Source organism: Paenibacillus sp. UMB4589-SE434 (assembly GCF_030226685.1).
Taxonomy (GTDB): domain Bacteria; phylum Bacillota; class Bacilli; order Paenibacillales; family Paenibacillaceae; genus Paenibacillus_B.
The window spans coordinates 1,452,997-1,478,884 of sequence record NZ_JASOYK010000001.1; the positions used below are offsets into that span (position 1 = coordinate 1,452,997).

25 protein-coding genes and 1 riboswitch are annotated in these 25,888 nt (G+C 44.6%); of the genes, 3 read left to right on the forward strand and 22 right to left on the reverse strand.

What is annotated here, in order from left to right; genetic code table 11:
- Positions 1 to 112: 112 nt before the first annotated feature.
- The 8 genes from QP775_RS05815 to pdhA form a co-directional block, all read right to left on the reverse strand.
- Entirely contained in the window at positions 113 to 2,470 is a 2,358-nt protein-coding gene (locus QP775_RS05815; RefSeq protein WP_285104390.1) for a type IA DNA topoisomerase, read from the reverse strand.
- A gap of 202 nt (positions 2,471 to 2,672) precedes the next feature.
- A complete protein-coding gene (locus tag QP775_RS05820; protein WP_285104392.1) occupies positions 2,673 to 4,160 on the reverse strand; it encodes a glutamate synthase subunit beta in 1,488 nt (495 codons plus the stop codon).
- A gap of 242 nt (positions 4,161 to 4,402) precedes the next feature.
- Entirely contained in the window at positions 4,403 to 4,894 is a 492-nt protein-coding gene (locus QP775_RS05825; protein ID WP_285104394.1) for a dihydrofolate reductase, read from the reverse strand.
- 80 nt (positions 4,895 to 4,974) lie between these two features.
- Positions 4,975 to 5,769 carry a thymidylate synthase gene (gene thyA, locus QP775_RS05830; RefSeq protein ID WP_285104395.1) on the reverse strand — a complete coding sequence of 265 codons (795 nt, stop codon included), beginning with the start codon at positions 5,767 to 5,769 and terminating at the stop codon, positions 4,975 to 4,977.
- A 279-nt stretch (positions 5,770 to 6,048) separates the two neighbouring features.
- Positions 6,049 to 7,464, reverse strand: a complete 1,416-nt coding sequence (gene lpdA, locus QP775_RS05835) for a dihydrolipoyl dehydrogenase (protein WP_239327944.1) — start codon at positions 7,462 to 7,464, stop codon at positions 6,049 to 6,051.
- 4 nt (positions 7,465 to 7,468) lie between these two features.
- The gene (locus tag QP775_RS05840) at positions 7,469 to 8,761 is read right to left on the reverse strand and encodes a dihydrolipoamide acetyltransferase family protein (protein ID WP_239327945.1); all 1,293 of its coding nucleotides are present in this window, start codon (positions 8,759 to 8,761) and stop codon (positions 7,469 to 7,471) included.
- Positions 8,762 to 8,796: 35 nt separating this feature from the next.
- Entirely contained in the window at positions 8,797 to 9,774 is a 978-nt protein-coding gene (locus tag QP775_RS05845) for an alpha-ketoacid dehydrogenase subunit beta (RefSeq protein ID WP_239327946.1), read from the reverse strand.
- Positions 9,775 to 9,852: 78 nt separating this feature from the next.
- Entirely contained in the window at positions 9,853 to 10,920 is a 1,068-nt protein-coding gene (pdhA, locus tag QP775_RS05850) for a pyruvate dehydrogenase (acetyl-transferring) E1 component subunit alpha (protein ID WP_239327947.1), read from the reverse strand.
- Positions 10,921 to 11,223: 303 nt separating this feature from the next.
- Here pdhA and QP775_RS05855 point away from each other — a divergent pair, with 303 nt between their 5' ends.
- The gene (locus QP775_RS05855) at positions 11,224 to 11,955 is read left to right on the forward strand and encodes an alpha/beta hydrolase (protein ID WP_239327948.1); all 732 of its coding nucleotides are present in this window, start codon (positions 11,224 to 11,226) and stop codon (positions 11,953 to 11,955) included.
- Positions 11,956 to 12,121: 166 nt separating this feature from the next.
- Here the strand turns inward: QP775_RS05855 and QP775_RS05860 are convergent, their stop codons facing one another.
- On the reverse strand, positions 12,122 to 12,601 hold the full coding sequence (locus QP775_RS05860; protein ID WP_285104399.1) for a low molecular weight protein-tyrosine-phosphatase: 480 nt from the start codon (positions 12,599 to 12,601) through the stop codon (positions 12,122 to 12,124).
- A 151-nt stretch (positions 12,602 to 12,752) separates the two neighbouring features.
- Between QP775_RS05860 and QP775_RS05865 the strand changes: the two genes are divergently transcribed.
- Both QP775_RS05865 and QP775_RS05870 read left to right on the forward strand, forming a co-directional pair.
- Entirely contained in the window at positions 12,753 to 13,412 is a 660-nt protein-coding gene (locus QP775_RS05865) for a thiamine diphosphokinase (RefSeq protein WP_285104401.1), read from the forward strand.
- Positions 13,413 to 13,765: 353 nt separating this feature from the next.
- Positions 13,766 to 14,398 (forward strand): C40 family peptidase, encoded by a 633-nt coding sequence (locus QP775_RS05870; protein WP_285104403.1) that lies wholly within the window; start codon positions 13,766 to 13,768, stop codon positions 14,396 to 14,398.
- Between the two features lie 39 nt (positions 14,399 to 14,437).
- On the opposite strand, the gene QP775_RS05875 is transcribed toward QP775_RS05870, so the two are convergent.
- The 13 genes from QP775_RS05875 to QP775_RS05935 all read right to left on the reverse strand — a co-directional run bounded on the left by QP775_RS05875 (position 14,438) and on the right by QP775_RS05935 (position 25,882).
- Positions 14,438 to 15,223, reverse strand: coding sequence for a winged helix-turn-helix domain-containing protein (locus QP775_RS05875; RefSeq protein ID WP_285104405.1), 786 nt, complete (start codon positions 15,221 to 15,223; stop codon positions 14,438 to 14,440).
- Positions 15,224 to 15,361: 138 nt separating this feature from the next.
- Positions 15,362 to 16,564, reverse strand: coding sequence for a chromate efflux transporter (chrA, locus tag QP775_RS05880; protein ID WP_285104406.1), 1,203 nt, complete (start codon positions 16,562 to 16,564; stop codon positions 15,362 to 15,364).
- A 28-nt stretch (positions 16,565 to 16,592) separates the two neighbouring features.
- Positions 16,593 to 17,267, reverse strand: a complete 675-nt coding sequence (thiE, locus tag QP775_RS05885; RefSeq protein WP_285104407.1) for a thiamine phosphate synthase — start codon at positions 17,265 to 17,267, stop codon at positions 16,593 to 16,595.
- Positions 17,264 to 18,226 carry a bifunctional hydroxymethylpyrimidine kinase/phosphomethylpyrimidine kinase gene (thiD, locus tag QP775_RS05890; protein WP_350338960.1) on the reverse strand — a complete coding sequence of 321 codons (963 nt, stop codon included), beginning with the start codon at positions 18,224 to 18,226 and terminating at the stop codon, positions 17,264 to 17,266. The genes thiE and thiD overlap by 4 nt, the downstream gene beginning before the upstream one ends.
- Positions 18,223 to 18,999, reverse strand: coding sequence for a thiazole synthase (locus tag QP775_RS05895; RefSeq protein WP_285104408.1), 777 nt, complete (start codon positions 18,997 to 18,999; stop codon positions 18,223 to 18,225). The genes thiD and QP775_RS05895 overlap by 4 nt, the downstream gene beginning before the upstream one ends.
- A 7-nt stretch (positions 19,000 to 19,006) precedes the next feature.
- Entirely contained in the window at positions 19,007 to 19,210 is a 204-nt protein-coding gene (gene thiS, locus QP775_RS05900) for a sulfur carrier protein ThiS (protein ID WP_239327956.1), read from the reverse strand.
- A 17-nt stretch (positions 19,211 to 19,227) separates the two neighbouring features.
- Positions 19,228 to 20,418: a glycine oxidase ThiO gene (gene thiO, locus QP775_RS05905; RefSeq protein ID WP_285104410.1), complete on the reverse strand. Its 1,191-nt coding sequence runs from the start codon at positions 20,416 to 20,418 to the stop codon at positions 19,228 to 19,230.
- A gap of 43 nt (positions 20,419 to 20,461) precedes the next feature.
- Entirely contained in the window at positions 20,462 to 21,076 is a 615-nt protein-coding gene (locus tag QP775_RS05910; RefSeq protein ID WP_285104412.1) for a thiamine phosphate synthase, read from the reverse strand.
- A gap of 237 nt (positions 21,077 to 21,313) precedes the next feature.
- A riboswitch (TPP riboswitch) is annotated at positions 21,314 to 21,419 on the reverse strand.
- Between the two features lie 95 nt (positions 21,420 to 21,514).
- A complete protein-coding gene (locus tag QP775_RS05915; protein ID WP_285104414.1) occupies positions 21,515 to 22,486 on the reverse strand; it encodes a hypothetical protein in 972 nt (323 codons plus the stop codon).
- Positions 22,473 to 23,024 carry a hypothetical protein gene (locus tag QP775_RS05920; RefSeq protein ID WP_285104416.1) on the reverse strand — a complete coding sequence of 184 codons (552 nt, stop codon included), beginning with the start codon at positions 23,022 to 23,024 and terminating at the stop codon, positions 22,473 to 22,475. Before QP775_RS05920 ends, QP775_RS05915 begins: the two co-directional genes overlap by 14 nt.
- A gap of 11 nt (positions 23,025 to 23,035) precedes the next feature.
- Complete coding sequence (locus tag QP775_RS05925; protein ID WP_239327961.1) at positions 23,036 to 23,419, reverse strand: hypothetical protein; 384 nt, start codon at positions 23,417 to 23,419, stop codon at positions 23,036 to 23,038.
- A gap of 21 nt (positions 23,420 to 23,440) precedes the next feature.
- Positions 23,441 to 23,920, reverse strand: coding sequence for an ABC transporter permease (locus QP775_RS05930; RefSeq protein WP_239327962.1), 480 nt, complete (start codon positions 23,918 to 23,920; stop codon positions 23,441 to 23,443).
- A gap of 12 nt (positions 23,921 to 23,932) precedes the next feature.
- Complete coding sequence (locus QP775_RS05935) at positions 23,933 to 25,882, reverse strand: GTPase SAR1 (RefSeq protein WP_285104418.1); 1,950 nt, start codon at positions 25,880 to 25,882, stop codon at positions 23,933 to 23,935.
- Between the last annotated feature and the right edge of the window lie 6 nt (positions 25,883 to 25,888).

Sequence of the window (25,888 nt, forward strand, 5' to 3'; positions counted from 1 at the left end):
TGTGACACTTTTCTGACATAAAGATTGGACGATGATCATATCGCTCACTCTTACTCACAGAAAGCACACCCCTCATCGTGGAGGAGTGTGCTTCTTTTTGTTCCCTACAGTATTAAGCTTCTGTTTGTTCTATGCTGAGGTCGCCATTCACCGGATTAGACAATAACAATCTGCCTTTAAATTTGCTTCCCCCGTTAGTAAAGGAAAGTAGTTGCGTCCTGCCCTTCGTCAGCAAGTCCAGCAGCATCGTCTCCGAAATCGTCTTACCGGACGCTTTTTGCTTCTTCCAAATGACAAATGAGCATCCTTGCTTAAAATGCGTGCATCCGTAGCCCTTACGACCTTCGATAATTAGCCCGCCACATCCCGACCGCGGACACGCTCCAAAGCCTGTATTGGTGCGGAGCGAGGGGGACGAGTTGGAAGAATCGCTTTCAGGCAGCCCTTCGGGAGCTTGAACAGAACTTTTTTCTTGACCTTTTCCTTTGGCCCGATTCGAGATTGACTCTTTTTTAGACTTGCCAGCAGTCTTTGATCCCCGTTTCTTGCTGCCTTCCTCTTCCATCTGCTGCACGAGCTCTCCAGATAAGGGACGCTGCTTGTCCACACAATCAATCACATGAAGCGTAAATTTCCGTACAGCTTCCATAAAAGTAGTGTTGGAAGCTTCTCCACGAGCAATTTGTGTCAACCTGCGTTCCCACTGTCCAGTCATCTCTGGCGAAGTTAGCAACTGAACACCTGCATGACGGATGAGTTCCACTGCCGTCTTACCTTTTAGCGTTAAGGTGATGCGCTTTCCTGTCATCCCTACATACCCTACTTGCTTTAGACGCTCAATTGTTGCCGCACGTGTAGCTGGCGTACCTAATCCTGAATCTTTCATGGCATCACGAAGTTCTTCATTTTCCAGCTGCTTGCCTGCACTTTCCATCGCCTTCAGTAAAGTACCCTCAGTGTATGCCTTCGGCGGCTGTGTCGTCTTCTTTTCTACCGCCAACTGCTTGACACTTACCGTATTGGCAGCATCCACATGAAACGGTTTGTCACCATTCCATTCTTCTGGCTCATCCTGCCGCCCTTTCTCTCCGTCATCGTCTGCTGGCGATCCTGGGCGCGACTTCTTGCTGCTCGATTTAGTCCGTTCATCTTGGTCGTAAAGTACTTTCCAGCCCCGATCTGTCCACTGCTTCACATTTGTCTTAAAAGTTTCTGTATCCACTTCTGTAAGTACAGTATATAAAGTGAAGGTTGCAGGTGGATAAAAATGAGACAGCATCCGGCGCACAATCATATCATATACTTTCATCTCATCGGGTGCCAACGTACCTGGTCTCTTTTTGGTTGGCAAAATCGCATGGTGATCTTCTACTTTAGATGGCTGACAAATGGCCTTGTTTCCAGTGTGAACGCGATTCGGCTCTGCTTTTGACACCCATTCGCGATATTGATCCATACTGTTCAGCATACGCAGCGCATCATGCATAGACCCCACATTCTGTTCCGTTAAGTAGTTGGAGTTCGTACGCGGATAAGTTATTACTTTATGTTTTTCATACAAAGACTGTGCAATGTCAAGTGTCTTCTTCGCTGAAAAGCCATACTTTCCATTAGCTTCACGCTGCAATAACGTAAGATCATACAATCGATAAGGAAATTCTTTGCCATCTTTGATTTGATAATCCGCAATCCGGCCAGGCTTACCTGTTAACTTAGCTTTCAGCCGTTCAGCCTCCTCTTCACTGCGAATCCTATCCCCTACCCGTGTTCCTTTGTAAATGAGTTCTTCCTGCTGAAATTGTGCAGTCACCTCAAAGTAAGAATCCGATTCAAACTTGTCAATCTCCTGCTGACGATCGTAAATAAGCGCCAACACCGGTGTCTGCACCCTACCGACTGATAGCAGCGTCTTGTGTCTAGTCGTAAAGGCGCGCGACGCATTCATGCCAATTAGCCAATCCGCTTCACTCCGCGCCCGTGCTGCCGCTGTCAAATTTGCGTACGCGCTCGCATCCTGTAATTCATCAAACCCTCTCCGAATCGTTTCCGGTGTCAAGTCCGATATCCAAAGACGCTTAACAGGCTTGCGCCATTTCCAATACTGTTCGATCAAAGCAAAAATATACTGTCCTTCACGTCCGGCATCACACGCGTTTACAATCGAGTGACACTGCTTGCCCAATTCTCCAATCGCTTTAAGCTGATCCATCGTCCTGCGTGAAGCCACAATCTTAAAAGCATCAGGCATAATCGGCAAATCACGGAAATTCCATCGTTTATATTTAGGATCATAAGAATCCGGCTCAGCAAGCGTAATCAAATGGCCTATTGCCCATGTGATGATATAACGTTCACCTTCTAAATGTGTACGATACTTTCTGGCTCTTGGTTCAATCACTTGCGCAATCGTCCGTCCCATGTCGGGTTTCTCTGCAAGGACAAGAATTTTGCCTCCATTCAGGCTGTCCATCCACGCCCCCCTCTCTGCTCATCTTTCTTAGTGTATCAGATTGCAGCGCTTCCCGTCAGGCATAAATTGCAACGACCAACAAAAAAACTGCGCACTAGTAACTAGGCGCAGCTTCCAGCTGTCTTCTTCAAAACGAACATCTATATGCTACTAACGAACATTTGATAATAATCCAATTCTGTGCAACATACTGGATCAAAAATTAAGGCAGCAACGTTGTTCCCATCAAATGACGGTCCACTTCACGGGCAGCCTCACGACCCTCATTAATAGCCCAAACAACCAAGCTCTGCCCTCTGCGCATATCACCTGCCGCATATACTTTGTCTACATTAGTTGTGTACTTGCCGTATGGAGCCTTAACGTTAGAACGACGATCTGTTGCCAGACCTAATTGCTCGATGATCGTTTGCTCTGGCCCATCAAAGCCGATTGCCAGCAGAACTAACTGGGCCGGGAATACTCGTTCCGTACCTTCTATCGGCTTATATATCTTGCGTCCCGTCTCATCGACGATACGTTCAATCTGAACGGTATGAAGCTCTTTAACGTGTCCATTCTCATCACCAACAAACTTCGTGGTCATGATCGAGAATTCACGCGGATCTTCGCCGTACAGTGCCTTTGCTTCTTCATGAGCATAGTCAAGTGTATATACATTAGGAAACTGAGGCCATGGATTATTGACGGTATCACGCTCAAGAGGAGCTTTGTTATGTGTCCCGAACTGTGTAATGCTGCGACAGCCGTGACGAAGAGCTGTGGCTACACAGTCTGTACCTGTGTCTCCTCCGCCGATGACGATAACATCCAGGTCCTTGGCGCTAATGTATTGCCCATCCTCCAGCTTAGAATCGAGATAGCTCTTAATGCTGCCGTTCAAGTAATCCATAGCATAGTGGATGCCTTTCAGCTCTCTACCCTCGATGTTGAACTCCCTTGGCTTGGTAGCACCCCCGCAGAGTACGACGGCGTCAAAATCTTGCGTAAGTTGTTCCGAAGCAATATCCTTGCCGATCTCCGTGTTTGTAATGAATTGAATCCCTTCCGCATCGAGCAAATCTACACGACGTTGAACGACATCCTTCTCCAACTTCATCGTCGGAATTCCGTAAGTCAGCAATCCGCCAATTCGATCTGCGCGTTCGTACACTGTAACTAGATGTCCTGCTTTGTTCAACTGTGCAGCGCAGGCTAGCCCTGCGGGCCCAGATCCTACTACAGCTACTTTCTTGCCAGTCCGCTGCTTCGGCGGCTCAGGGCGCACCCATCCTTCGTCAAATCCGCGATCGATAATCTCTTGTTCGATTGTCTTAATCGTGACGGGCTTGCCAATCAAACCCACTGTACATGAGCCTTCACAAGGGGCTGGACATACTCTGCCTGTAAACTCGGGAAAGTTATTTGTCTTATGCAAGCGTTCCAACGCTTCACGCCATAGACCTCGGTAAACCAAACTGTTCCACTCTGGGATTAAATTGTTAATCGGGCAGCCTGAGGTTCCACCCGTAATCTCAATGCCGGTATGACAATAAGGTGTTCCGCAGTCCATACAACGAGCTCCTTGAAGTCGAAGCTCTTCTTCGTTCATATGCTTGTGAAACTCTTCCCAGTCCTTTAATCGTTCCAATGGATCCCGATCAGCCGGGATTTGTCTTGTATATTCCATAAAGCCAGTAGGTGTTGACATCGTATTTATCCTCCATCCGTCTGTCCGTATCTCTATTCCCATGTAAATTTATCTAACAATATATACTTACCGCGTCACTGTGCAACAATATTTTATGTGATTTTCGACAGTCTATTTCACAATATCTTATTAGAAGCACAGTAGATTGGACATAGAGTAAACGTCCTAACATTTGCACTAAATGACGAATGAAATACGCATTTAATCATCAGATCGTTCGGTAATGAATACAGCTCATTGAATTAGCATTTCCGCTGATATATTGTAAATCGATGAGCATATCGGTTCAACTCATCAACTACACCAGGTATATCCTCTACTAATTTCCACTCTGATTCATCGTAATCAGGAAAATAATCATCACCTTCAAATTCATGTTCAATCCGTGTTACATATAACTTATCGGCATAAGGCATCATCAGACGGTAAATCTCCGCCCCCCCAATGACCATAATCTCTTCATCTCCGGCTGCCTTATCAACCACGTCCTGAACGCTATGAATGATCTCTACTCCTTCGTGAGACCAATCCAAATTGCGTGTCATCACGATATTTGGCCGTTTTGGAAGCGGCTTGCCACCAATAGAATCAAACGTCTTTCGTCCCATCACAATCGTCTTGCCCCGCGTCTGTGCACGAAAAAACGCCATATCATTCGGTAGGTGCCACGGAAGCCCATTGTCCTTGCCAATCAGACGGTGACTATCCATGGCCCATATCATACTAATACCCATATCTAGATACCTCCCTCCCTACTTAGTATCGTTATCCGATTGAAGTGGTCTCAATCACGAGTTATATACCTAACATGCTATCATACCGCCACAATGGCTTTAATTGTGGGATGGTACTCATATCCCTCAAACTCAAAGTCTTCAAACTTATAATCAAATATAGAAGCAGGCTGACGCTTGATCACAAGCTTAGGTAGTTGGAACGGTTCTCGTGCAAGTTGGGTGTGCACCTGTTCCATATGATTGGAGTAAATATGAACATCTCCACCTGTCCAAACAAACTCTCCAACATCCAGTCCACACTGCTGGGCTACCATATGGGTAAGCAGCGCATAGCTTGCGATATTAAATGGAAGCCCTAAAAACGTATCAACAGAACGCATATTCAGCATACAGCTCAGTTTTCCGTTTGCCACATAAAACTGAAACACGTAATGGCAAGGAGGCAATTTCATATGTTCCACCTCACCAACGTTCCAGGCAGACACAAGCAATCGACGAGAATCCGGATTCGTTTTGATCTGCTCTATTACGTTTGTAATCTGATCAATGACCCTGCCGTCCTTTGTTTCCCAATGTCGCCATTGCGAGCCATACACGGGACCAAGGTCGCCGTTCTCATCTGCCCACTCATCCCAAATCCGAACGCCATTCTCTTTCAGGTAACGAATGTTAGTCTCTCCGCTAAGAAACCAGAGCAGTTCGTGCACGATTGATTTTAGGTGCAGACGCTTTGTCGTTACAAGCGGGAATCCTTGCTGCAAATCAAAGCGTAACTGCCGTCCAAATACGGATACCGTCCCGGTTCCGGTTCGGTCCTCTTTATGTACGCCATTATTCAACACATCCTGCAGCAATTCCAAGTAAGCTTTCATTTCTACATTTCACTCCGTTCTAATTCCTCAAGGTTGAGTTTCATTTTAACATTGGTGACCTCAAAAAGTCACCAATCTAGACGAATCGTATATTTGGTAGCCGCTATAAAAACAATTAATCACTTTTGCTATTGACTATGCTGCATTAACGCTTTGATCATGCACTTAACAGGCGTCTGATAAAAAAATCCCCCGCAGCTCCAGAGCCCGGGGGTATCAGCATTATATATAGAACCGTAAACAGAATTCAAACAGAACCTTACAGAAAGAGTGAGACAATTATTTTACAGTGTGAATCGGGTGGCCAAGAACAACCTCAGCCGCTTCCATTACGATTTCACCAAGAGTTGGATGCGCATGTACAGTCAATGCCAAGTCTTCCAATGTAGCTGCCATCTCTACTGCCAAGCCGAGCTCAGCGATCAAGTTGGAAGCTTCTGGTCCAACGATTTGGGCACCAATTACTACACCTGTCTCAGCGTCAGCAACGATCTTCACAAAGCCATCAACGCTGCCGCCAAGGGACAACGCACGTCCGTTACCCGCATACGGGAATTTACCCGACTTCACGTTTAAGCCTTTGCCTTTTGCTTCAGACTCAGACAAGCCTACGCTTGCACACTCTGGATCTGTAAAACATACAGCCGGCATCGCTTTGTAATCCACAACGCTAGACATTCCGGAAATAGCTTCCGCAGCTACTTTACCTTCGTACGAAGCTTTATGCGCAAGCGCAAGACCAGGTACGATGTCGCCAATCGCGTAGATGTGTGGAATACTTGTGCGACCTTGGTGATCAACTTCGATCAAACCACGATCCGTCATTTTCACGCCGATCATGTCAAGACCAAGCTCTCCGTCTGTGTTTGGACGACGGCCTACCGTAACCAACAGGTATTCAGCAGTTACTTCTTTTGTTTCTCCGCCAACAGAGAATTTAACTGTAACGTCTTTGTCTGTTTGGGTAGCGGACTCCGCTTTAGCACCCGTAAAGATTTCAACGTTAGTTTTCTTCATGTTTTTGGATACGATTTGTGTCATATCTTTATCGAAGCCTGGCAATACCATGTCAGCGCCCTCGATAACTGTTACTTTTGTTCCGAACTTGGAGTACATTTGACCAAGCTCAGCGCCGATATATCCACCGCCGATAACGATCATGCTTTTTGGAATTTCAGGCAATTCAAGCGCTTCTGTCGAGGACAAGATACGGCCGCTAAACGGGAATGCCTTCAATTCAATCGGACGGGAACCTGTAGCGATAATACAGTTGTTGAACTTGTAACGTGGTGCTTCTTGGTCATTAAACAAACGAGCTTCTGTCTCATTGATGAACATTGCTTCACCTTTGAAAACTTGAACTTTGTTTGCTTTTAAGAGCGCGCCTACGCCGCCAGTCAATTTTTTAACTACGCCTGCTTTGAACGATTGGACTTTGGAGAAGTCAACGGTTACGTTCTCAGCCGTAATACCAATTGCTGAAGCGTGCTGTGTTACTTCATATTGATGAGCTGCGCTGATGAGAGCCTTGGATGGAATACAACCACGGTTCAAACATACGCCGCCAACTTCGGACTTATCAACGATCATTACGCTTTGACCCAGCTGTGCAGCACGAATAGCTGCTACGTAACCGCCAGGACCTGCGCCAATAACCAAAGTATCAATATTTAAAGATGCGTCTCCCACTACCATTTGGTTACACCTCCATTACAAGCAATTCAGGATTAGCCAGCAATTGCTTGAGATAGTTCATAAAGTTTTGTGCTGTTGCGCCATCAATGAGACGGTGGTCAAAGCTCAAGGACAGAGCCATCACTGGTGCTGCAACGATTTCACCATTTTTAACAACGGCTTTCTCGGAAATACGGCCTGTACCCAAAATAGCAACTTCTGGATAGTTGATGATTGGAGTAAAGAACATACCGCCAGCAGAACCGATGTTTGTAATCGTGATTGTGCTGCCTTTTAATTCGTTAGGACCCAATTTGCCGTCACGACCGCGACCAGCAAGGTCTTTAATATCATCCGCGATCATCCAGATGCTGCGACGATCTGCGTCTTTAATAACCGGTACGATAAGACCATTGTCTGTGTCTGTTGCGATACCGATGTTGTAGTATTTTTTGTAGACGATTTCTTGGGCTGCTTCGTCGATCATTGCGTTCATAGCTGGGAACTGACGGCAAGCTGCTACCAATGCTTTAACGATAAATGGCAAGTAAGTTACTTTTGTACCTTTCTTCTCCATGATCGGTTTCAAGCGAGTACGGAATGCTACGAGATCCGTAACGTCCACTTCATCCATAATCGTAACGTGAGGAGCTGTATAAGCCGATTTAACCATTGCGTTGGAAATCGCTTTACGGATACCTTTAAATGGTACACGCTCTTCTTCAACGTTGCGATCTGCAGCAGCCACAGGAGCAGCTGCTTTAGCTGCAGGTGCTGCTTCGGAAGTGTTAGCTTCTGCTTTAGGTGCTGGAGCTCCGCCTTTAGCAAATGCTTCTACATCTTCGCGGGATACTTTGCCGTTGTTGCCTGTGCCAGGAACTTCAGCAATGTTAACACCCAATTCACGAGCCAGTTTACGCACGCTAGGTGTCGCCAACACTTCATGATTAGGTGCAGCAGGTGCCGCTGCTTGAGCATCAGCTTTAGGTGCTTCTGCTGCTGGAGAAGCCGTTGTGTCAGCTCCACCTTTAGCTGCTTCCGCTTCTGCTGCTGGTGCAGCTTGCTCAGGCACGTCGCCTTCAGCATCGATAATAGCTACAACTTCGCCCATGTGCATAACTTGACCGTCTTTAGCCAGCACTTCAAGTACTGTACCGTTAACAGGACATGGCACCTCTACGATTGCTTTATCGTTTTGTACTTCCATGATGATATCGTCGTCCGTAACTTTATCACCTGGTTTAATAAGCATTTTAATAATTTCGCCTTCGTGCAATCCCTCGCCAAGCTCAGGGAAGCGGTATTCAAATTTTGCCACTGCAAATTACCTCCTCTATCTGTTGCGGTTCTATATTAGAAGTTCAAAACTTTGTTAACAGATTCTACGATACGCGCTGGAGTCGGAAGCCATTGATCTTCGATCTGTGCGTATGGATACACCGTATCAGGACCTGCAACACGAAGTACTGGAGCTTCAAGGTGAAGAATCGCTTTCTCGTTGATTTGGGCAATAACTTCAGCAGCAACACCGGATGTTTTTTGCGCTTCTTGCACGATAATACAACGGTTTGTCTTCTTAATAGAAGCAACGATTGTATCGATATCAAGCGGCATCAATGTGCGCAAATCAATTACTTCTGCTTCAATGCCTTGTTTTTCGAGCTCAGCAGCAGCTTTCATTGATGTATGAACCATTAAGCCGTAAGAGAGGATCGTTACGTCTTTACCTTCACGCACAACGTTAGCTTTGCCTAGTTCTACTGTATATTCGCCTTCAGGTACTTCATCACGGAAAGCATGGTACAAGTTCAAATGTTCCATGAAGAAGACAGGGTCATTGTCACGAATCGCAGAGATGAGCAAGCCTTTTGCATCATATGGATTCGAAGGAATTACAACTTTGATACCTGGAGTTTGCACCAACAAACCTTCCAAGGAGTCTGTATGCAATTCAGCCGCTTTTACACCGCCACCAAAAGGTGTACGGAAAACGATTGGTGAATTGTAACGACCACCGGAACGGTAACGCATACGTGCAGCTTGTACGCACATTTGGTCGAGAGCTTCATAAATAAAGCCTACGAATTGGATTTCAGCGATTGGACGGAATCCTTGTACGCCAAGACCTACTGCCATACCGCCAATAGCGGACTCTGCCAACGGCGTATCAAATACACGATCCTCACCAAATTCTTTTTGCAAACCTTCTGTTGCACGGAATACCCCGCCCACATGACCTACGTCTTCACCGAACAAGATTACGTTAGGGTCACGTTTCAATTCTACGCGCATTGCGTCACGAATCGCTTCTTTCATATTCATTTGAGCCATTGCTTCGTTTCCTCCTTACCGTTATCGCAAAGTCCTTATGCTTTGCAGTCCCGTTCAAGCTGTATCAGCTTCTGAAATTTATTTAAAATCCGCTTTTTGTTCTTCTAAATGTTGTGGTGTCTTTTCGAACATTGTGTCGATCAGACCCGCAATTGTCATTTTTTCTGTTTGCTCAGCGCGTTTGATTTCTTCATTGACTTTCGCTTTCGCTTCGTCTTTTACGCGAGCTGTTTCTTCTTCAGTCCACAGACCTTTTTTCTCCAGGAACTTACCGAAACGAACGATTGGATCTTTGATCGACCATTCTGCTTCTTCGTCTTTCGTACGATACTTGGTTGTATCGTCCGCCATGGAGTGAGGACGGAAACGGTAAGTCAACGCCTCGATCAGTGTAGCACCTTCGCCTTTACGTCCACGTTCAGCAGCCATTTGAACGGCTTTGATAACAGCCAATACGTCCATACCGTCGATTTGCATGCCGTGAATACCAGCTGCAACCGCTTTGTGAGCAATAGACTTAGCTGCAGTTTGCTTAGCAAATGGCGTTGTGATGGCATAACCGTTATTTTGTACAAAGAAAATAACAGGCAATTGGAATGCGCCTGCGAAGTTCAAGCCTTCGTAGAAGTCGCCTTCGGAAGATCCACCGTCACCTGTATACGTAATTGCAACTTGTGGCTGTTTTCTTAACTTAAAGCCCTTCGCAATACCCATAGCATGCAAAATTTGCGCACCAATGATGATTTGCGGCATAAGAACATTAACGCCTTCTGGAATCTGTCCGCCGTGCTGATGACCGCGGGAATACAAGAATGCTTGATACAGCGGCAAACCATGCCATACGATCTGAGGCATGTCACGGTATGCAGGAACAACAAAGTCTTCCTTTTGGAGCGGATACACGCTACCTACCATGGAAGCTTCTTGACCAGATACTGGCGCGTAGAAGCCCAAGCGGCCTTGACGACCTAAGTTAATCGCACGATCATCCCATGCGCGTGTAAATACCATACGGTACATAACTTCTTTTAATTGCTCGTCAGTCAATTCAGGCATCATGTCTGGATTGATGACTTCGCCTTCCGGAGACAACACGGACAATGGTTGTACATCTTCCGTCTGAACTTCAAATGGGAACTTGCTCATCATTTTCACCTCAATAAAAGTTTGAAGAATTTGTTTCTCTGTTATAGAATTATTATACACCTGTTTTAGTCGTTTGGTCAAAACATATCGCGAAAAAAGTGAATATTTTGAGAATTGTTGTTATAACAGGCGTATTTAAATACTATAACAGAGTACTACAAAATTGTCTAAGTTGTGAAAAATAGTTGAAATCTTATTCATCCTTTTCACATGTTTTCAACCCTTTAATTACAAGCGGTATGTACATCATACTGCGATAGTGTTTCCTAATTTGGATAAAATATTGCATAGGTGGTGCTTAACATGACTGATTCTGCTTATCTCAAGCGTACTGTCGTTAAACATGAAATAGCCTGTCCGCTATTAGCAAGCGGCAGCCGTCCCGTTCGCGTCTATTTACCTCCAGGATATCAAGCAGTACTCAGCTATCCTGTTGTCTATTGTCAGGATGGAGAAGACTTCTTTAATTTTGGCCGAATTGCGACAATCGCCAACAAGCTTATATTAGATGAAGATATTGAACCCTTTATTATAGTAGGAGTCGATGTCGACAAAAAAATACGAACAGAGGAATATTCACCAGATGGAGAGCTGTTTGAATCATATACGCGATCATTTGCTGAATATATCGTACCAGCCATTGAGAAACTGTATCCCGTTCGTACCGATTGGACCAACATCATCGTGGCAGGTGATTCACTTGGTGGTACGGTATCTCTTCATCTGGCGCTGCTTTACCCTGAGAAATTTAGACAAATCATCTCACTCTCTGGTGCCTACTATGCTGCATCGCAGGCTATCATTACTGAACAACGTGACCTGAGTTGGCTGCATCTGTTTATGATTGTTGGTTTGCAGGAAACAGCATTTGATACAGACCGCGGCACTTTTAACTTTGTGGAATTGAACCGTCAGGCAAGAAGCTTGTTTGCTGACAGAGCAGCTAATTTCCACTACGAGGAGCTCGACGGGAAACACCAATGGGGTTTCTGGCAGCAGCATATCCCGCAGGCACTTCGATTTTTCCTGGAATAACATGTGCCTATTCTCAAATGGTGTTCCTTCTTATTGAAACAAATGAAAGAAGTGACATACAAGGATGTATGTCACTTCTTTATTAAATGGCGATTGTGATCGATATCGTCATAACCCGTACTTACAATACGATCAATAGAACCAACTCTCAAAACGCAATGAGTTCTCAAACTGACAAGTGATGTTCACGAACAATCTTAGCCAACAGCTGCTTGCAACCTTCTGACACCAGACGATATACTTCATCAAAGTTGCCTGTATAATAAGGGTCTGGCACGTCTGTTATTGGCTCTTCAGGCAGCAGCGACATAAAACGAAGCACTTCAGCTGTTCGATCATGAGCACCCTTCCATGCCATAACATTCCGTTCATTATTTTCATCCATACACACTATATAAGTAAAATTCGTGAAATCATTTTCTTCTACCTGTCTTGCTTTCATTCCTGCATATGAAATTCTCACTTGATCAAGCATCTGGCGAGTTCCTTCATGCGGCGAATGGCCGATATGCCAATCCCCTGTTCCAGCGCTGTCTATTTGAATATGTGTAGACAACTCTGCCTCCTCTACCTGATGACGCATCACAGCTTCGGCCATTGGCGAACGACATATATTGCCCAAGCACACAAAAAGTACAGAGATCATCTCAATTCCCCCTCAACAAGCAGCTTCTTTATTGTAACGTTTGTTCATTTCTGTTTCAACTCTTGGTACATCCAGCAGAACAAGATATACTAAGATGTAACATTCCTACGATAAGAAATGTAAGAACTTTGGATTAAAGGAAGGTCTACTAATGAAACAACACAGAGATCCACATCAGCGTGAGATTGTAATCGTATCGGGTGGAAGCCCAGATGCAGACATCGCTACTGTATTGGCACAAGCTGATTATATCATTGGTGCTGACCGCGGAGCTGCCGTTATTCTTGCACTTGGATATACGCCTGACCTTGCGCTTGGTGATTTTGATTCCGTTCACGAATGGGAACGCGAACATATTCAAACTTCCAGTCATCACTACATAGGCTGTGATGCCATTGACAAAAATTATACGGATACGGAGCTTGCCTTTCTAGCGGCCCTTGAACATCAGGCAACTTCCATCACTTTATGTGCAGGCACTGGAACAAGACTGGATCACACGTTGGCCAATATTCACTTGTTAAAACGAGCTCTTGAATTACAAATCGACATGCGTATTATAGATGGACATAACTGCATTCGTCTTGCGGATCGACAGTTAACGGTTAAAAAAGAGCATTACACCTATTTATCCTTACTCCCACTGTCGTTGGAAGTACATGGTATTAACCTGATTGGGTTTCAGTATCCATTGCACGATGCGTCACTTGTTATCGGTCAATCCCTGGGCATTAGCAACAAATGGATAGCCGAGGAAGGCAGTGTGTCCATCAGAGAAGGTCTGCTGCTTGTCATTTGCAGCAACGATTAGATTCCATCCCATCAATTTGTAGGTCTAACGTCATGTAAGTAATATATCAAAAGAAGCCACCCTTCTCTGTGATTGCAGACACTGCTTTTCCATCAAGGTGGCTTCTTTAGGTTTCTACAAAAGGTCTTTACAAGTATGATAAAAAGAGCTCTCCATGAATGTCCTTACGACTCAAGGCATGCCCCTTTTTGGATATGAAAGCGCAGTAATGGCACTCATCAATTTTTAATGTAAACGCTTACTGTGTTAATGGGCAAAGGATTGCAGACATTTAGTATATTTTAGTATATAAACATAGTAAATACACTTTGTTATACTTTTGTTGACAAAAAAGTAACGAAAGGATGACAAAGATGACACTTTTAACATATCGCCGCATCGCAGTCGTCGCCATTATGACAGTTGCTCTTACAGGTATGTTGCCTGAACATACAGCATTAGCCGATTCAGCTAATAGCGGAAGTATCACTTCAACTAGACAGACTCAACAAGCGGATTCTAATACTGATGCGCAGCAGACACAAGCAACCTATACAACCAACACTTATACTGCACAAGCCGCTAGCAATATCCTTAGAAAAGGTGAAAAATACTTAGGAACACGTTACGTCTTTGGTGCGAAAAGCTTCCAGACGCGCAGCTTTGACTGTTCTTCTCTGGTTCAATACTTATTTAATCAAGAGGGTGTTGACCTGCCTCGAACCTCCTACGAGCAGGCTAAAAAAGGCACTCACATTACACGATCAGCGCTACAAAAAGGAGATCTGATCTTTTTCTCTAGTGGTCGCCCCGGCAAAGGAAAGATCACTCACGTTGCTATTTATGCAGGTAACAATAAGATCCTGCATACTTTCGGGAAGCCTGGAGTTACTTACTCCAACTTAAACTCAGATACGTGGAGTGATCGATATGTAACTGCACGCCGCGTGTTGCTGCACAACAATCCACATATCATTCATACACCTGAATCTAATTACTATAATTAATCATGCCAAAAATCGCTAGTTGAGCAGATGGAAAACAAGTTACCTGGTCGGATCTTTAAGTTGATAACCGTAGCCTCTTACGGTATGGATCAGCTTAGGGTTCCGGCCTTTATCGATCTTGCGCCGTAAATATCGAATATATACATCGACAATATTGGTTGTTGTATCGAAGTCTATGCTCCATACATGTGCCATCAAGAACTTGCGACTGACAGGCCGACTATGATGCTGAGCCAAAATAACCAAAAGTTCATATTCGCGCGCAGTCAGCTGCAATTCTGTTGTGCCCCGTCTTACTGTGCGCGATTGCGGATTAATAATCAGATCGCCAATCTGATATATATTTGTGGAATCATCGTCTTGCGTCAATACATTCAGCTGCGTACGCTGTAATCTGCAGTCCCATTCCATGCGGGAACATGGGAACTGTATGACATCATCACCACCCAAAAGCAAAAATGTATAACTGTCGGGTTCAGGTTGATGAGGCACAAACAGCATACATATTAGAAGTTGTCTGCAAGTCAGTCTTGTACTCATTCTCGCTGTATATAATGAAGAGATTTCCGTGATCACCTGCTTCCATTGACAGGATAACGATCCTGCTCCTTCTACAAACAACAAAACACGCCTCTTCACCATCAAATTGCTGCTTGTATCGCCTGATAAGTTAAAATCAATCTCAAGCTGCTCACAAATGAGATTTGCGTTCCATTCCTTGATTCGAGTCACATCTGTACCCGACTGCTCGAGCCATAGAGCGGCCTCGTCAGCGAGCTCTGTTCCATCATCAAGTATCCATACCTCAACAGGTTCCGTTTTCATTCATATTCCCTTACTGCTTATCTTCTAAAATAAGAGATAAACATTACAATGTCTACGTGCACCTATTGTGTACATTATTGATAGATTTATACAGCCATCATCTAACTGAATGTTGGCTTAACATCATTGCAAAACTGCTTATGGTGTAAAGAGCAGTGATCCAGCTATAGCAGAAACAAACACAATGCTCCACGGAGGTAATTTCCAGTATACGAGTAATACTAATGCTGTAACCGCAACGACAAACTGCAGCGGCGTCTGAACCGCCGAAGTGAATATAGGGTCGTACCACGCTGCAATCAATAGTCCTACCACTGCGGCATTCGCGCCTTTCAGCGCCCTAGAGATCCAGACGATACGATAAATGTTCTCTATAAAAGGAAGCGCTGCTCCCATCATCAGATAAGAAGGAAGGAAGATAGCAACTAACGCAATACTTCCGAACATAACTGCTTGAGCCCCTTCTCCGATGGAGGCTCCTATATACCCCGCATAAGTAAACAATGGTCCTGGTACCGCTTGGGCTGCGCCGTAACCGGCAACAATGGTCTCTTCCGTCAGCCATCCCATATGAGCAAGTTCACTCTTAATCAGTGGCAATACGACATGTCCTCCGCCAAATACAAGCGATCCTGTTCTAAACATCATATCAAACAAACTTAAAGCGATGCCTGAGAACAAGGAAACCAGCCACGGAAGCAGACATAACCCGCTAATAAGTACTATTAAACTTACAAGACCACTTTTTCGTGATATCAAGGGGGCGATCATATGATTATCAACAGGTGACACTGTTATTGCTTCATGTCGGTAGAGCCAACAGCCAGCACATGCTGCTAAGATCATAATAACCACTCCAGTATAGGGCGAAGCAAAGAAATAACTTGCAGCTAACGCAGCAACTGCTATACTCATCCGTTCCCGATCGGGAGTAAAGTGTCTCGCCATTCCCCATACCGCATGCGCAACCACTGCCACAGCTACCAACAAAAGGCCCTGAAGCCATCCCGTCTGGCTCGAGCTCCATGATTCTAGACCAAGTGCAAACGACATCAACAAGAGAGCTGAAGGCAATGTAAAGCCTAGCCAAGCCGCGGCCCCTCCTAGCCATCCAGCTCTTAGCATACCGATTCCAATCCCAAGCTGGCTGCTGGAGGGCCCAGGCATGATTTGACACAAGGCATTTAAATTACCGAACTGCGTCTCATTTATCCATTTTAGACGTTCAACATATTCTTTATGAAAGAAGCCGATATGTGCAACTGGTCCGCCAAAAGATGTTAACCCTAGTTTTAATGCTGTAACAAATACTCCACCTATTGCACGCCACCTAAGTGACACTTCATATTCCTCCTCTAACGAGACATCGCTACCCAATACTACTTACACAAGTGTACAATGCGCCCACTTCCAGCTCTATTTCTCTTGCTGCCGAGATCGCCTGTACTACCGCAATCCCATCTGCGCCAGCATCCATGACCTGTTTCACTCTTTCCCTGCGAATGCCACCTATACCGACAATCGGTATAGTCAGCTTTTCAGCACGAATGGAGGAAATAACAGACGGTCCTGAAACCTGCTGAATGTCCGGTTTAGTAAGTGTATGAAACATCGGTCCCACACCTAAATAATTAGCCCCATCTGCGACGGCCTGTCTTGCTTCTTCAACATTATGCGCGGACATTCCGATAATAACATGCCGTGGTAATATTTGTCTCGCATGAAAGACCGACATATCTTCTTGTCCCAGATGAACACCGTCTGCCTCCAGCTCTACAGCCATGTTCACATCATCATTTACAATAAACATAACTTTGTGAGCTGTACACCATTTACGAATACGACGTCCCAAGAGTGTTCTCTGCTTTGCTGTCAGTTCAGACTCGTAACTTTTCTCCCGCCATTGAAACGATGTTATGCCTCCCTTCAAAGCAGCCAGCAGTGTATGCTCCAAGCCTAATGGACAGTTGGCAGTACCGGCCACAAACATTAGCTTTAATTGATGACGAAGGGTTCGCTCACTACTCATTGTTTTGTTTATCATGATCCCCCCTCCTTTGCATACCTTTGTCGATGTGCCCAGTGATTCACTGGCCCCTGGCCATGACCGATCTCCAGCGGTTCACTGATTGCAGCGTACACAAACTGTTTTGCATGAAATACTGCCTGAGCAACGGACGCGCCACCTGCAAGAAATGCAGCCATCGCTGCTGATAACGTGCAGCCTGTTCCATGTGTATGAGGCGTTATTCTTCTCTCACTGGAGAACCACCAAGTTGTGTAACCATCGTAAAGCAAGTCATCGCAAGTGGACAACTTGTTGTCGTGTCCTCCCTTGATATACACATATTGAACCCCATTTGCGTGGATACGCTCAGCCGCCTGAATTCGATCTTCGAATGTGTGAATCCTCATTTCAGCCAGCGCTTCTGCCTCAGGAATATTTGGTGTCACTATTGTGGTCAGGGGCAGTAGCTCCCTTCTCAGCGTATCAATTGCTGAAATACTCAAAAGTGTGGACCCACCCTTCGCGATCATGACAGGGTCTACCACTACATTTGACCATCCATAGGTTCTCATTCTATCGCTGATTATACGAATCGTTAACTCATCCACCAGCATGCCCGTTTTGACTGCATCCGGGACAATATCCTCTTGAACAGCATCGATTTGTGAAGTGATATGTTCAAGCGGTATAGGATGAACATTTCGAACCCCATACGTATTTTGGGAAGTTATTGCCGTAACGACTGACATGCCATAAGCTCCACACTCTTGAAAGGTCTTAATATCCGCCTGTATTCCCGCGCCACCGCTGCTATCCGAGCCCGCTATTGTAAGTGTTCGCGGAACACACGTAAGTGACAAATGAGATGCGTCAAAAGACCCTGACTTCTCCATTTTAATCCTCTGTGCCACCCCATCAAACGGCGCTTGATCCTGTACAGCTTCAAATAATGTCCTTTCATTGAGGTGTGGAACATCTTTAGATACAACAATCATACGGGCAATCCTTCTACAGGACTACTTGCCGATGCATATCGTTTCATCGGAATTCGACCAGCAATGTAACCAAGTCGCCCAGCTTGAACAGCTAGCTTCATCGCCTCCGCCATCTTAACCGGATCAGTCGCTCCCGCCACAGCCGTATTCAACAATACACCATCTGCACCAAGCTCCATTGCCTTGGCTGCATCTCCGGGAGTACCTATTCCTGCATCAATAATGACTGGGACAGTCGCTTGCTCCATAATAAACGATAAGTAATGAGGATTAAGCAAACCCAACCCAGTTCCGATAGGAGAGGCACCCGGCATAATAGCATGAACCCCTAGCTCTTGCAGTCTTTTAGCCAAAATAACATCGTCTGATATGTAAGGGAGTACAGTAAAGCCTTCTTCCAGCAATATCTCACATGCGCGATAGGTCTCGATCGGATCTGGCAGGAGTGTCTTTGCATCTCCGATCACCTCAACTTTAATCATGTCACACAATCCCGAAGCTTGTGCAAGACGAGCAATGCGAACCGCTTCTTCTGCATTGGATGCTCCTGCGGTATTAGGCAGCAATGAATATTTGGAAAGATCAAGCTGTTCTAGGAAATTAGGTTGATTGGGGTCAAACACGTTCATTCGACGTACGGCAAATGTTAATATTTGAGTCTCCGATACTTCAACCGCTTGCTGCTGTACTTCAAAACTTGAAAACTTCCCCGTACCTAACAGCAAACGTGATTGAAAGCAATGGGATCCTATTTGTAAATGTGATGTTTTCATCTTCTAGTCAGCCTCCTCCAACAAAGTGTACAATTTCGATACGATCACCGTTCATGATAGTAGTCGCCTCGTATTTATGTTTTGGTACAATCGTGCCGTTATGTTCCACAATTACAATCCTGTGTGTCATATGCAAATGTTCAATCAGATGCTGGATATGCGCCTCCTGCATCGATAATTCCATATCATGGCCATTGACCCTTAGCTCCATCGTAAATCCCACCTTATCTAATAATTACTCGTTCCCACCAGCTGCGTGGCCTTGCTACGTTCAGGATTAAACGCTTCCATCCACATCCATGGCACCTCACCTTTTAATAGCCACCTCGTCATACCGATAGCTGTAGCGGCACTTAACAAAATCCCGTTACGAAAGTGGCCTGCCGCTATCCAAAGGCCTTTAATATGAGATATTGGTCCCATAAATGGAAGTCCATCTGCCGTTGCAGGTCGAAGACCAGACCAAGCTTGTTCCCACTCCGAATGCTCCAGCTCAGGAATGCAACGACACGCCTTTTCCATAAGCTTCATGACGGAACCGACTTCAACAATCTTGTCATAACGATTTGGATAAGAGGTTGCACCGATAAATATTCGTCCCCTACCCTTTGGAACAATGTATACACCATCTCCATACATCACACTAGACATGGTTAACTTGGACCGAACAACAGCCAATTCACCTTTCACTGGGTGGAGAGGAAGACTAATTCCACATTTATCAGTTAACATATTGCTATCCAATCCTGAACAGATCAGCACATGATCGCTGTACCAGCTGCCGGATCCAGTACGAACTCCTTGGATACGCCCATTTTCAATTAAGAAGTCAACCACCTGTTCATGTTCATGGAACTGGACACCTAGTTTTTTACTGGCTGTGAACAAAGCTTCCATCAATTTTATAGGAGATAGATGGCCTTCTTTAGGTAGCATATACACCCCCTCAATGGCGGAGTCGTGATAATAAGGCAGAGCTTGAAGCATCGAATTATCGATCCACTCCACCCCATAATTAATTCCATTTGGATGTGATTCGACTGCTTTGTGAAGCTGAAGACCAATTGCTGTACAGTCACTTCCTTTCATCACAGGAACATGAATCCCTCTCAAACGCAGTTCAAGATCGACTTGCGATAGTTCCCACAACTGTTCACTCCACCCTGGGAATAGATCATGACTAGTACAAGCAAATTGCGCGAGTTCATCATGTTGGATACGCTCTGCAACAGGAGCCAGCATCCCTGCTGCAGCCCTAGAAGCTCCTTCTCCGATCCGGTCCTTCTCCAATACAGTTACTTTCAGTCCATTTAATGCTGCCTCATAAGCGATCGCACAACCAATTACTCCCCCTCCTACAACAATCAAATCAGCATGATTTATGCTCATGGTTGAAGCTGCAAGTACAGATGCTGGCATGTGTATCACTCCTTTCAATGGTCATCATGGAATCTATAGTTACTCAATGAACAAGAGAATGCATGGCGTCTCTATAACGCCGCACCATATTCAAAGGTGATGATGCTTCCCATATTGGTGACATGACAGCAACTCCAGATGCCCCTGCGTTTATCACGCTTGTAACTCGCTCCGGTGTAATTCCACCAATAGCAATAATAGGAATATCACTCTGTTGCCTGCATGATATTAATCCCGCAAGCCCACGACCAGCCAAACCTTGCTTGCATGTTGTCTCGTAAATATGTCCGTACATCGCATAATCAGCGCCGCCCTCCGCACAAGACATGATCTCTGCCGGACTATGAACAGATACCCCTACTGTCAGCTGCGGATATAGTGGTCTAATTGTATAGACAGGTAAGCTGTGATACGCTAAATGGACACCTCTCACACCACAGGAAGCGGCCACATCCGCACGGTCGTTCACAATCCACTTATGCATGGGGATACCCTCTAATCTCGCTGTTTCTAGAACATTCCACATTTGAATGGCACTCCATTTTTTCTGTCGCAGATGAACAGCATCTACCTCGTGAGCAAATAACTTCACGGTCTGAACGATGACCTTCGCAGACACACCTTCAGGAGTAACAATATGAAGCCATGGCACAATCACACTATTCTCACCTCTTCTTTTACCCAAGTGTCAACACATGAACTAACACAAAAAAACCACTCTCACGTAGAGAGTGGTTGAAGATTGGCCTCATTCAGGTTCCTACTCCCAATCCAATTGGAAGTAACGAACACCTAGTGAAATCAGGTAGTTATTAGTTTGCACTAATACACTTCGAACGGGATATTTATCCAACTAAATATCATTAATTCGGAGTGTCACCATGATTCACTTGAAGAATTCCAATCCACACTTCCCTACGCTGGCATGATCCAGATCAGGTGCTAAGGGTCCGAAGCTTACGCTTCATCTCAGCCGATATACGGCCCCCCTAGTGATGGATAACTATGACAATAATTTGATTGCTACGCTAGTTTATCACGAAACTTATATTTTGGAAAGAGACATGCCCTCGCATGTCGTGGTCACACGTGGCAGTTATGAACAATACTTTACGTAATAGCCTCGCTTCACAGCTTCTCTAGAATTAGACAGCACCTCTTCCACAACAAGTGGTTTACATTTCTCCGGAAGGGCTATCTTAATCCCATCCCGCACGGTTCCATATAATAAATCCTTTCTTATTAACCGCGCACCACCAATAGCATAATTGTTGTACTTATAAGCACCCATTGGAAGATCCTGTACGAAAGCCAGCACACCAACATCGTTTATAGAATTGTTCCATTCCTCTTCTGATATAGTAGGAAACGTAAAATTGTATGCCGTACCTATCCGTTTCGAATAATAATTATGCCTGTTTATTCGATAGGCAAGCTCGTCCTGCACCTTATTCACAATCGTCGTGCGCCGAACGGATTCAAATAGGGTTCCATCCCTTAACAGGGGTAACGCTGTATGCTGCATAAGCTCTCGCTGATAACCTTTAATCCATAACTTCAACTTCGGTAAGTACACCGTAACATAATCGTCTAATGTGAAAGCATAAACGTAACCGTTTTGATCGGTGTAGGTAAAGGGGATTTTAGGAAGCCATACATGTTTTAAATGTGATTTCCCCGTACTATCAACATATTCCTCCTCTGTCCAGATATCGAGTCCATCATAGTTCACAATAGCTATTGCCGGGATATAAGACATAAGCATATCTTGGCTAATTCGATCATCCACAATATTAATATTTATGAAAAGCGTTTCCAAGAACGCTCTTAATGCAGCTTCCTTATTAATTGAAATTAGCTTCGGTGATTCGTAACCCATTTGCTTATCGATGTCAGTTGGATTTGCGTGGAGGCTTGTCGCCGCATCATCGACGGCAGTGTCTAGAAAATAATTATACGACTGTACGGTACGTAAGTGCCGTAACTGCTCCTCGGCCTGTAAACGATTATTCCAAAACCACGGAAAACTGATGGCTACCATAAGGAGAGCGAGCTTAATAATCTTCATTTCGAACCATTCCTCCAACTGAGACGTCAATTCGCTTCCATTCAGCAAATGAGGACGTCAGCCACTCCAACATAACATCATCTGCTGTTTGTTGCCGGTTATGAACGATTACTTGTACATAATCGCCTATCTTCAGCAGGTATCGGCGAGTTAATGCTTCTTTCGGTTCCGTATTATTCGGAAATAACACCTCCATAATGCCTGCTGTATTTGTAATTTCGTGGCGTACAAGGAATTCCTCGTGAAAGGTGGCTGGCTCTAATGGATCATCGTAAATTGGATCATACTGCTTCGAAAAATGCTCCATGTTAATATCCATCATCATACCAAGCTGCGTAATCTCGTCCTGAAAATCTAACCACATTCGCGGTGTAATATAGCCCTTATCCCGGATTGCATCCGTAAATTCAGTCGTACTCTTAAACACATTTAAGTACTGAATATCCGCCTGCCTTGCGTACGACTCTTGCAATGGAAATATAAATAGGAGAAGAATGGCTATGATGATTCCTAGCAGTTTTGACAATGCATCAACCATCACATGTCACCTTACAAATAACGTATACGAACAATCCGGCCTGAACGATCACGATATGTTGTCTCACTATATGATTTATTCAGCTTGATCATAGATACATTAACCTCCTCAAGGTCCTTGGCATTTAACTGTACTACCTCATTTCCAATGACTATTTCAATTGTTTCCTCCTGTAAGAAAGCAAGGGACATCACGATGTCAGCTCCTGTCAAGGTTGACTCAGATACCATTCCGATTGTGGAATGAACTGTGTGATCTTTGTTTGTATTAGCTGCACTTAATTGCTGAAATGTTCTTGCTGATGTCTGTGCGCAGGACAACGCGTGTATTAAGGAGAATACAAACAGCAGCACAGCAACAGACAATTCCACCGCATCTCTACCATTAGAACCCATAAATCACTCCACTCGTCTATATTAACGTTGTTCAAATACAATTCCTCTAGTTACATTTGATGAATCAACGATTAGACTTGCTTTAAATTTACCGCTTGGATTTACGTATGTATCTAATGATTCTGTAGTTGCCAGCAACATCGTGCTATTCGGATTAATGGTATTGTTAATCGTACCGTCTAGGTTTACATCGTAACCATAGGAGATTCCAGGGTGGCCTGCATTAGTAACTTTGTTTTTGCCCGTAATTACACGTATACCGAACTGTTCCTTTTGATTAAATTTTCGAATTGCGTTAACAACCTGCGAGCCACTTACAGTTGTATTGTCATAAACAGTAAATGAAGCTTTGCTTAATTCTGTCTGTATAGAAGAGAACTCGTTCTGTGCTGTCTTTGTCGCTTCTTGTGCTGAAACAAACAACAGTACAACGATCGTAATCAATGCAATAGTCAAAAATATGCCTGCCGCCACTTTAAGTGCCGATTGTGCATTATTCATTTACATCATCCCCTAAAGATGTTGAATTTGTGTGAAAGACTGATTCATCTGTCGTGCGCTTATCCATACCAATGGAAGTACTAAATATAAAAACGTAATTGCATACATCGGAGCAAATCCAAGCCACTGGCCCCAGACTGCTTTCACCTCTACACTTTGCTCTTCCTGTTGACGTCTCCACTCTTGGTCAAATAGCCAATTCTGCTCCACATCATCAAATGCTTCTTTTAATGGTACGTGCTCATACGCCGCCTCCAATTGATCAACAAACCTTACAAATTCGGGGTACGGAATATCACGCCGAAGCGTATTAAGCGCTTCTTCTGCACCACTTTCCCACATCATCTGACAATGTAACAAAGCCCCACGGCAACTGCTTGAGCTTCGGGCCATCCAATCAATTAATTGTTCTGCCGTCATTCGCTCAAACGATCTTAATAACATCGTCAAAGAGTAAAATTGACTTAATTCAATACGAATGTCCATCGTGCGTATACGCTTTTTAAGAACAAGCTGTACACTTGGGAAATAATAACCCATTCCGCTAGCAGCTATAACTAGCAGCACTTCCCACCACTTAAATCCGTTGCGTATAAGTTCAGTAGTCATTTCTACAAGGCGTTCGCTAAGCCTGTTTACCGCCTGCTGACTCCATTGCGGGTATTGTACGGCTATCTGCTCTTGCAGCGCTTGTTGCTGCCCACTATTTGTAAAGGAAGACGGTTTTGCGTCCTTCACCAAGTGTTTGAATTGTTTTATACGTTGTCTGTCTTCATCCGTAAGTTTACTTTCGCCGTTTACGCTCGACACTGGCGGTTGCCATCCCGAAAGTGCAGTTGTTGTTGGCAACAAGGCTGTCCACCTCCTGTCCTTATTCCAAAATTCATAGTCAATACTCACATGGATGCCAATACATATTATCGAACTGACGGCGAGACAAATAACTGATGTAAGCAGGCGGCGCTTGTACCACGCAACGATAGATATCCCTATATTTGACTCCTGCAGCGAGCGCACATTTGCCTGAAGTGTTCGGCTCGGAATGTGTCCTATCCAACTTAGGACAAAACTAGTGACCCACCTTGCCTGTGGGATGCGTTTAGCGGAAAAAACTTTGTAAGGTGTACGGACAGTAGTAGCTTTGTGATATTGCAGCTCTCCAAGTAAGCGATGGCATGCTAATACAATTGCTATTACAATAACTTTCACAAACCATCCCCACTTACTGGTATAAAATTCATTCATTGAAGGAAAACAAGTTCTGGCCCACTGCTCGATTGGTGATGCAAAAAGTACAGGGATGACTGCGATTACCTTAAGTCCACTCATGTGCATGTTAAGTTTATGACGCAAAAGTTGTTCCGTGTGCATCTCGCGAATCAACATCGAGATACCCTGCAAGAAAACAGATCGATGTTCGTCCACAGGATCGCCATATTCGGAGACCATTCTGCTCAATCGGGCAAATAATCTAAAGTATCGATGCGGCGCCGCTTCATCATAAGCCGCCAATGCAGACTCATCCTCCGTATCGACTATACAATGCAATAGCCTCTCGCCATGAGGTCTTATTAGTGGGGCCGCACGTTGTAACGCCTCTTCAATGGAAAGCTCAATCATACGATGCCGATGATAGGCATGCCGAACATAAGATAACATGCCGATGGATTGATGAAGCAATTTCCTTTCCGCCTTATCTATAACTAAATCTATATATAAGCTTTCAGCCACACTAAGTACGATTAGAAGCATCAATATTGAAATCCAGTCCTGATCAAACATACAGAACACAATAATTACAGCAGCAATAGTTCCAAGAACTCCCCAGATAACTTTTGCCGTCTGTTCCCGCAAAAGCCACTCATTGTAACCATATAACCCACTCAGCCTGAGACGTACATTTCTTACTTTGAACTTAAGTAAGGGAATACGGCACAAATAACGATAACTTTTCCGAATCACTTTTCG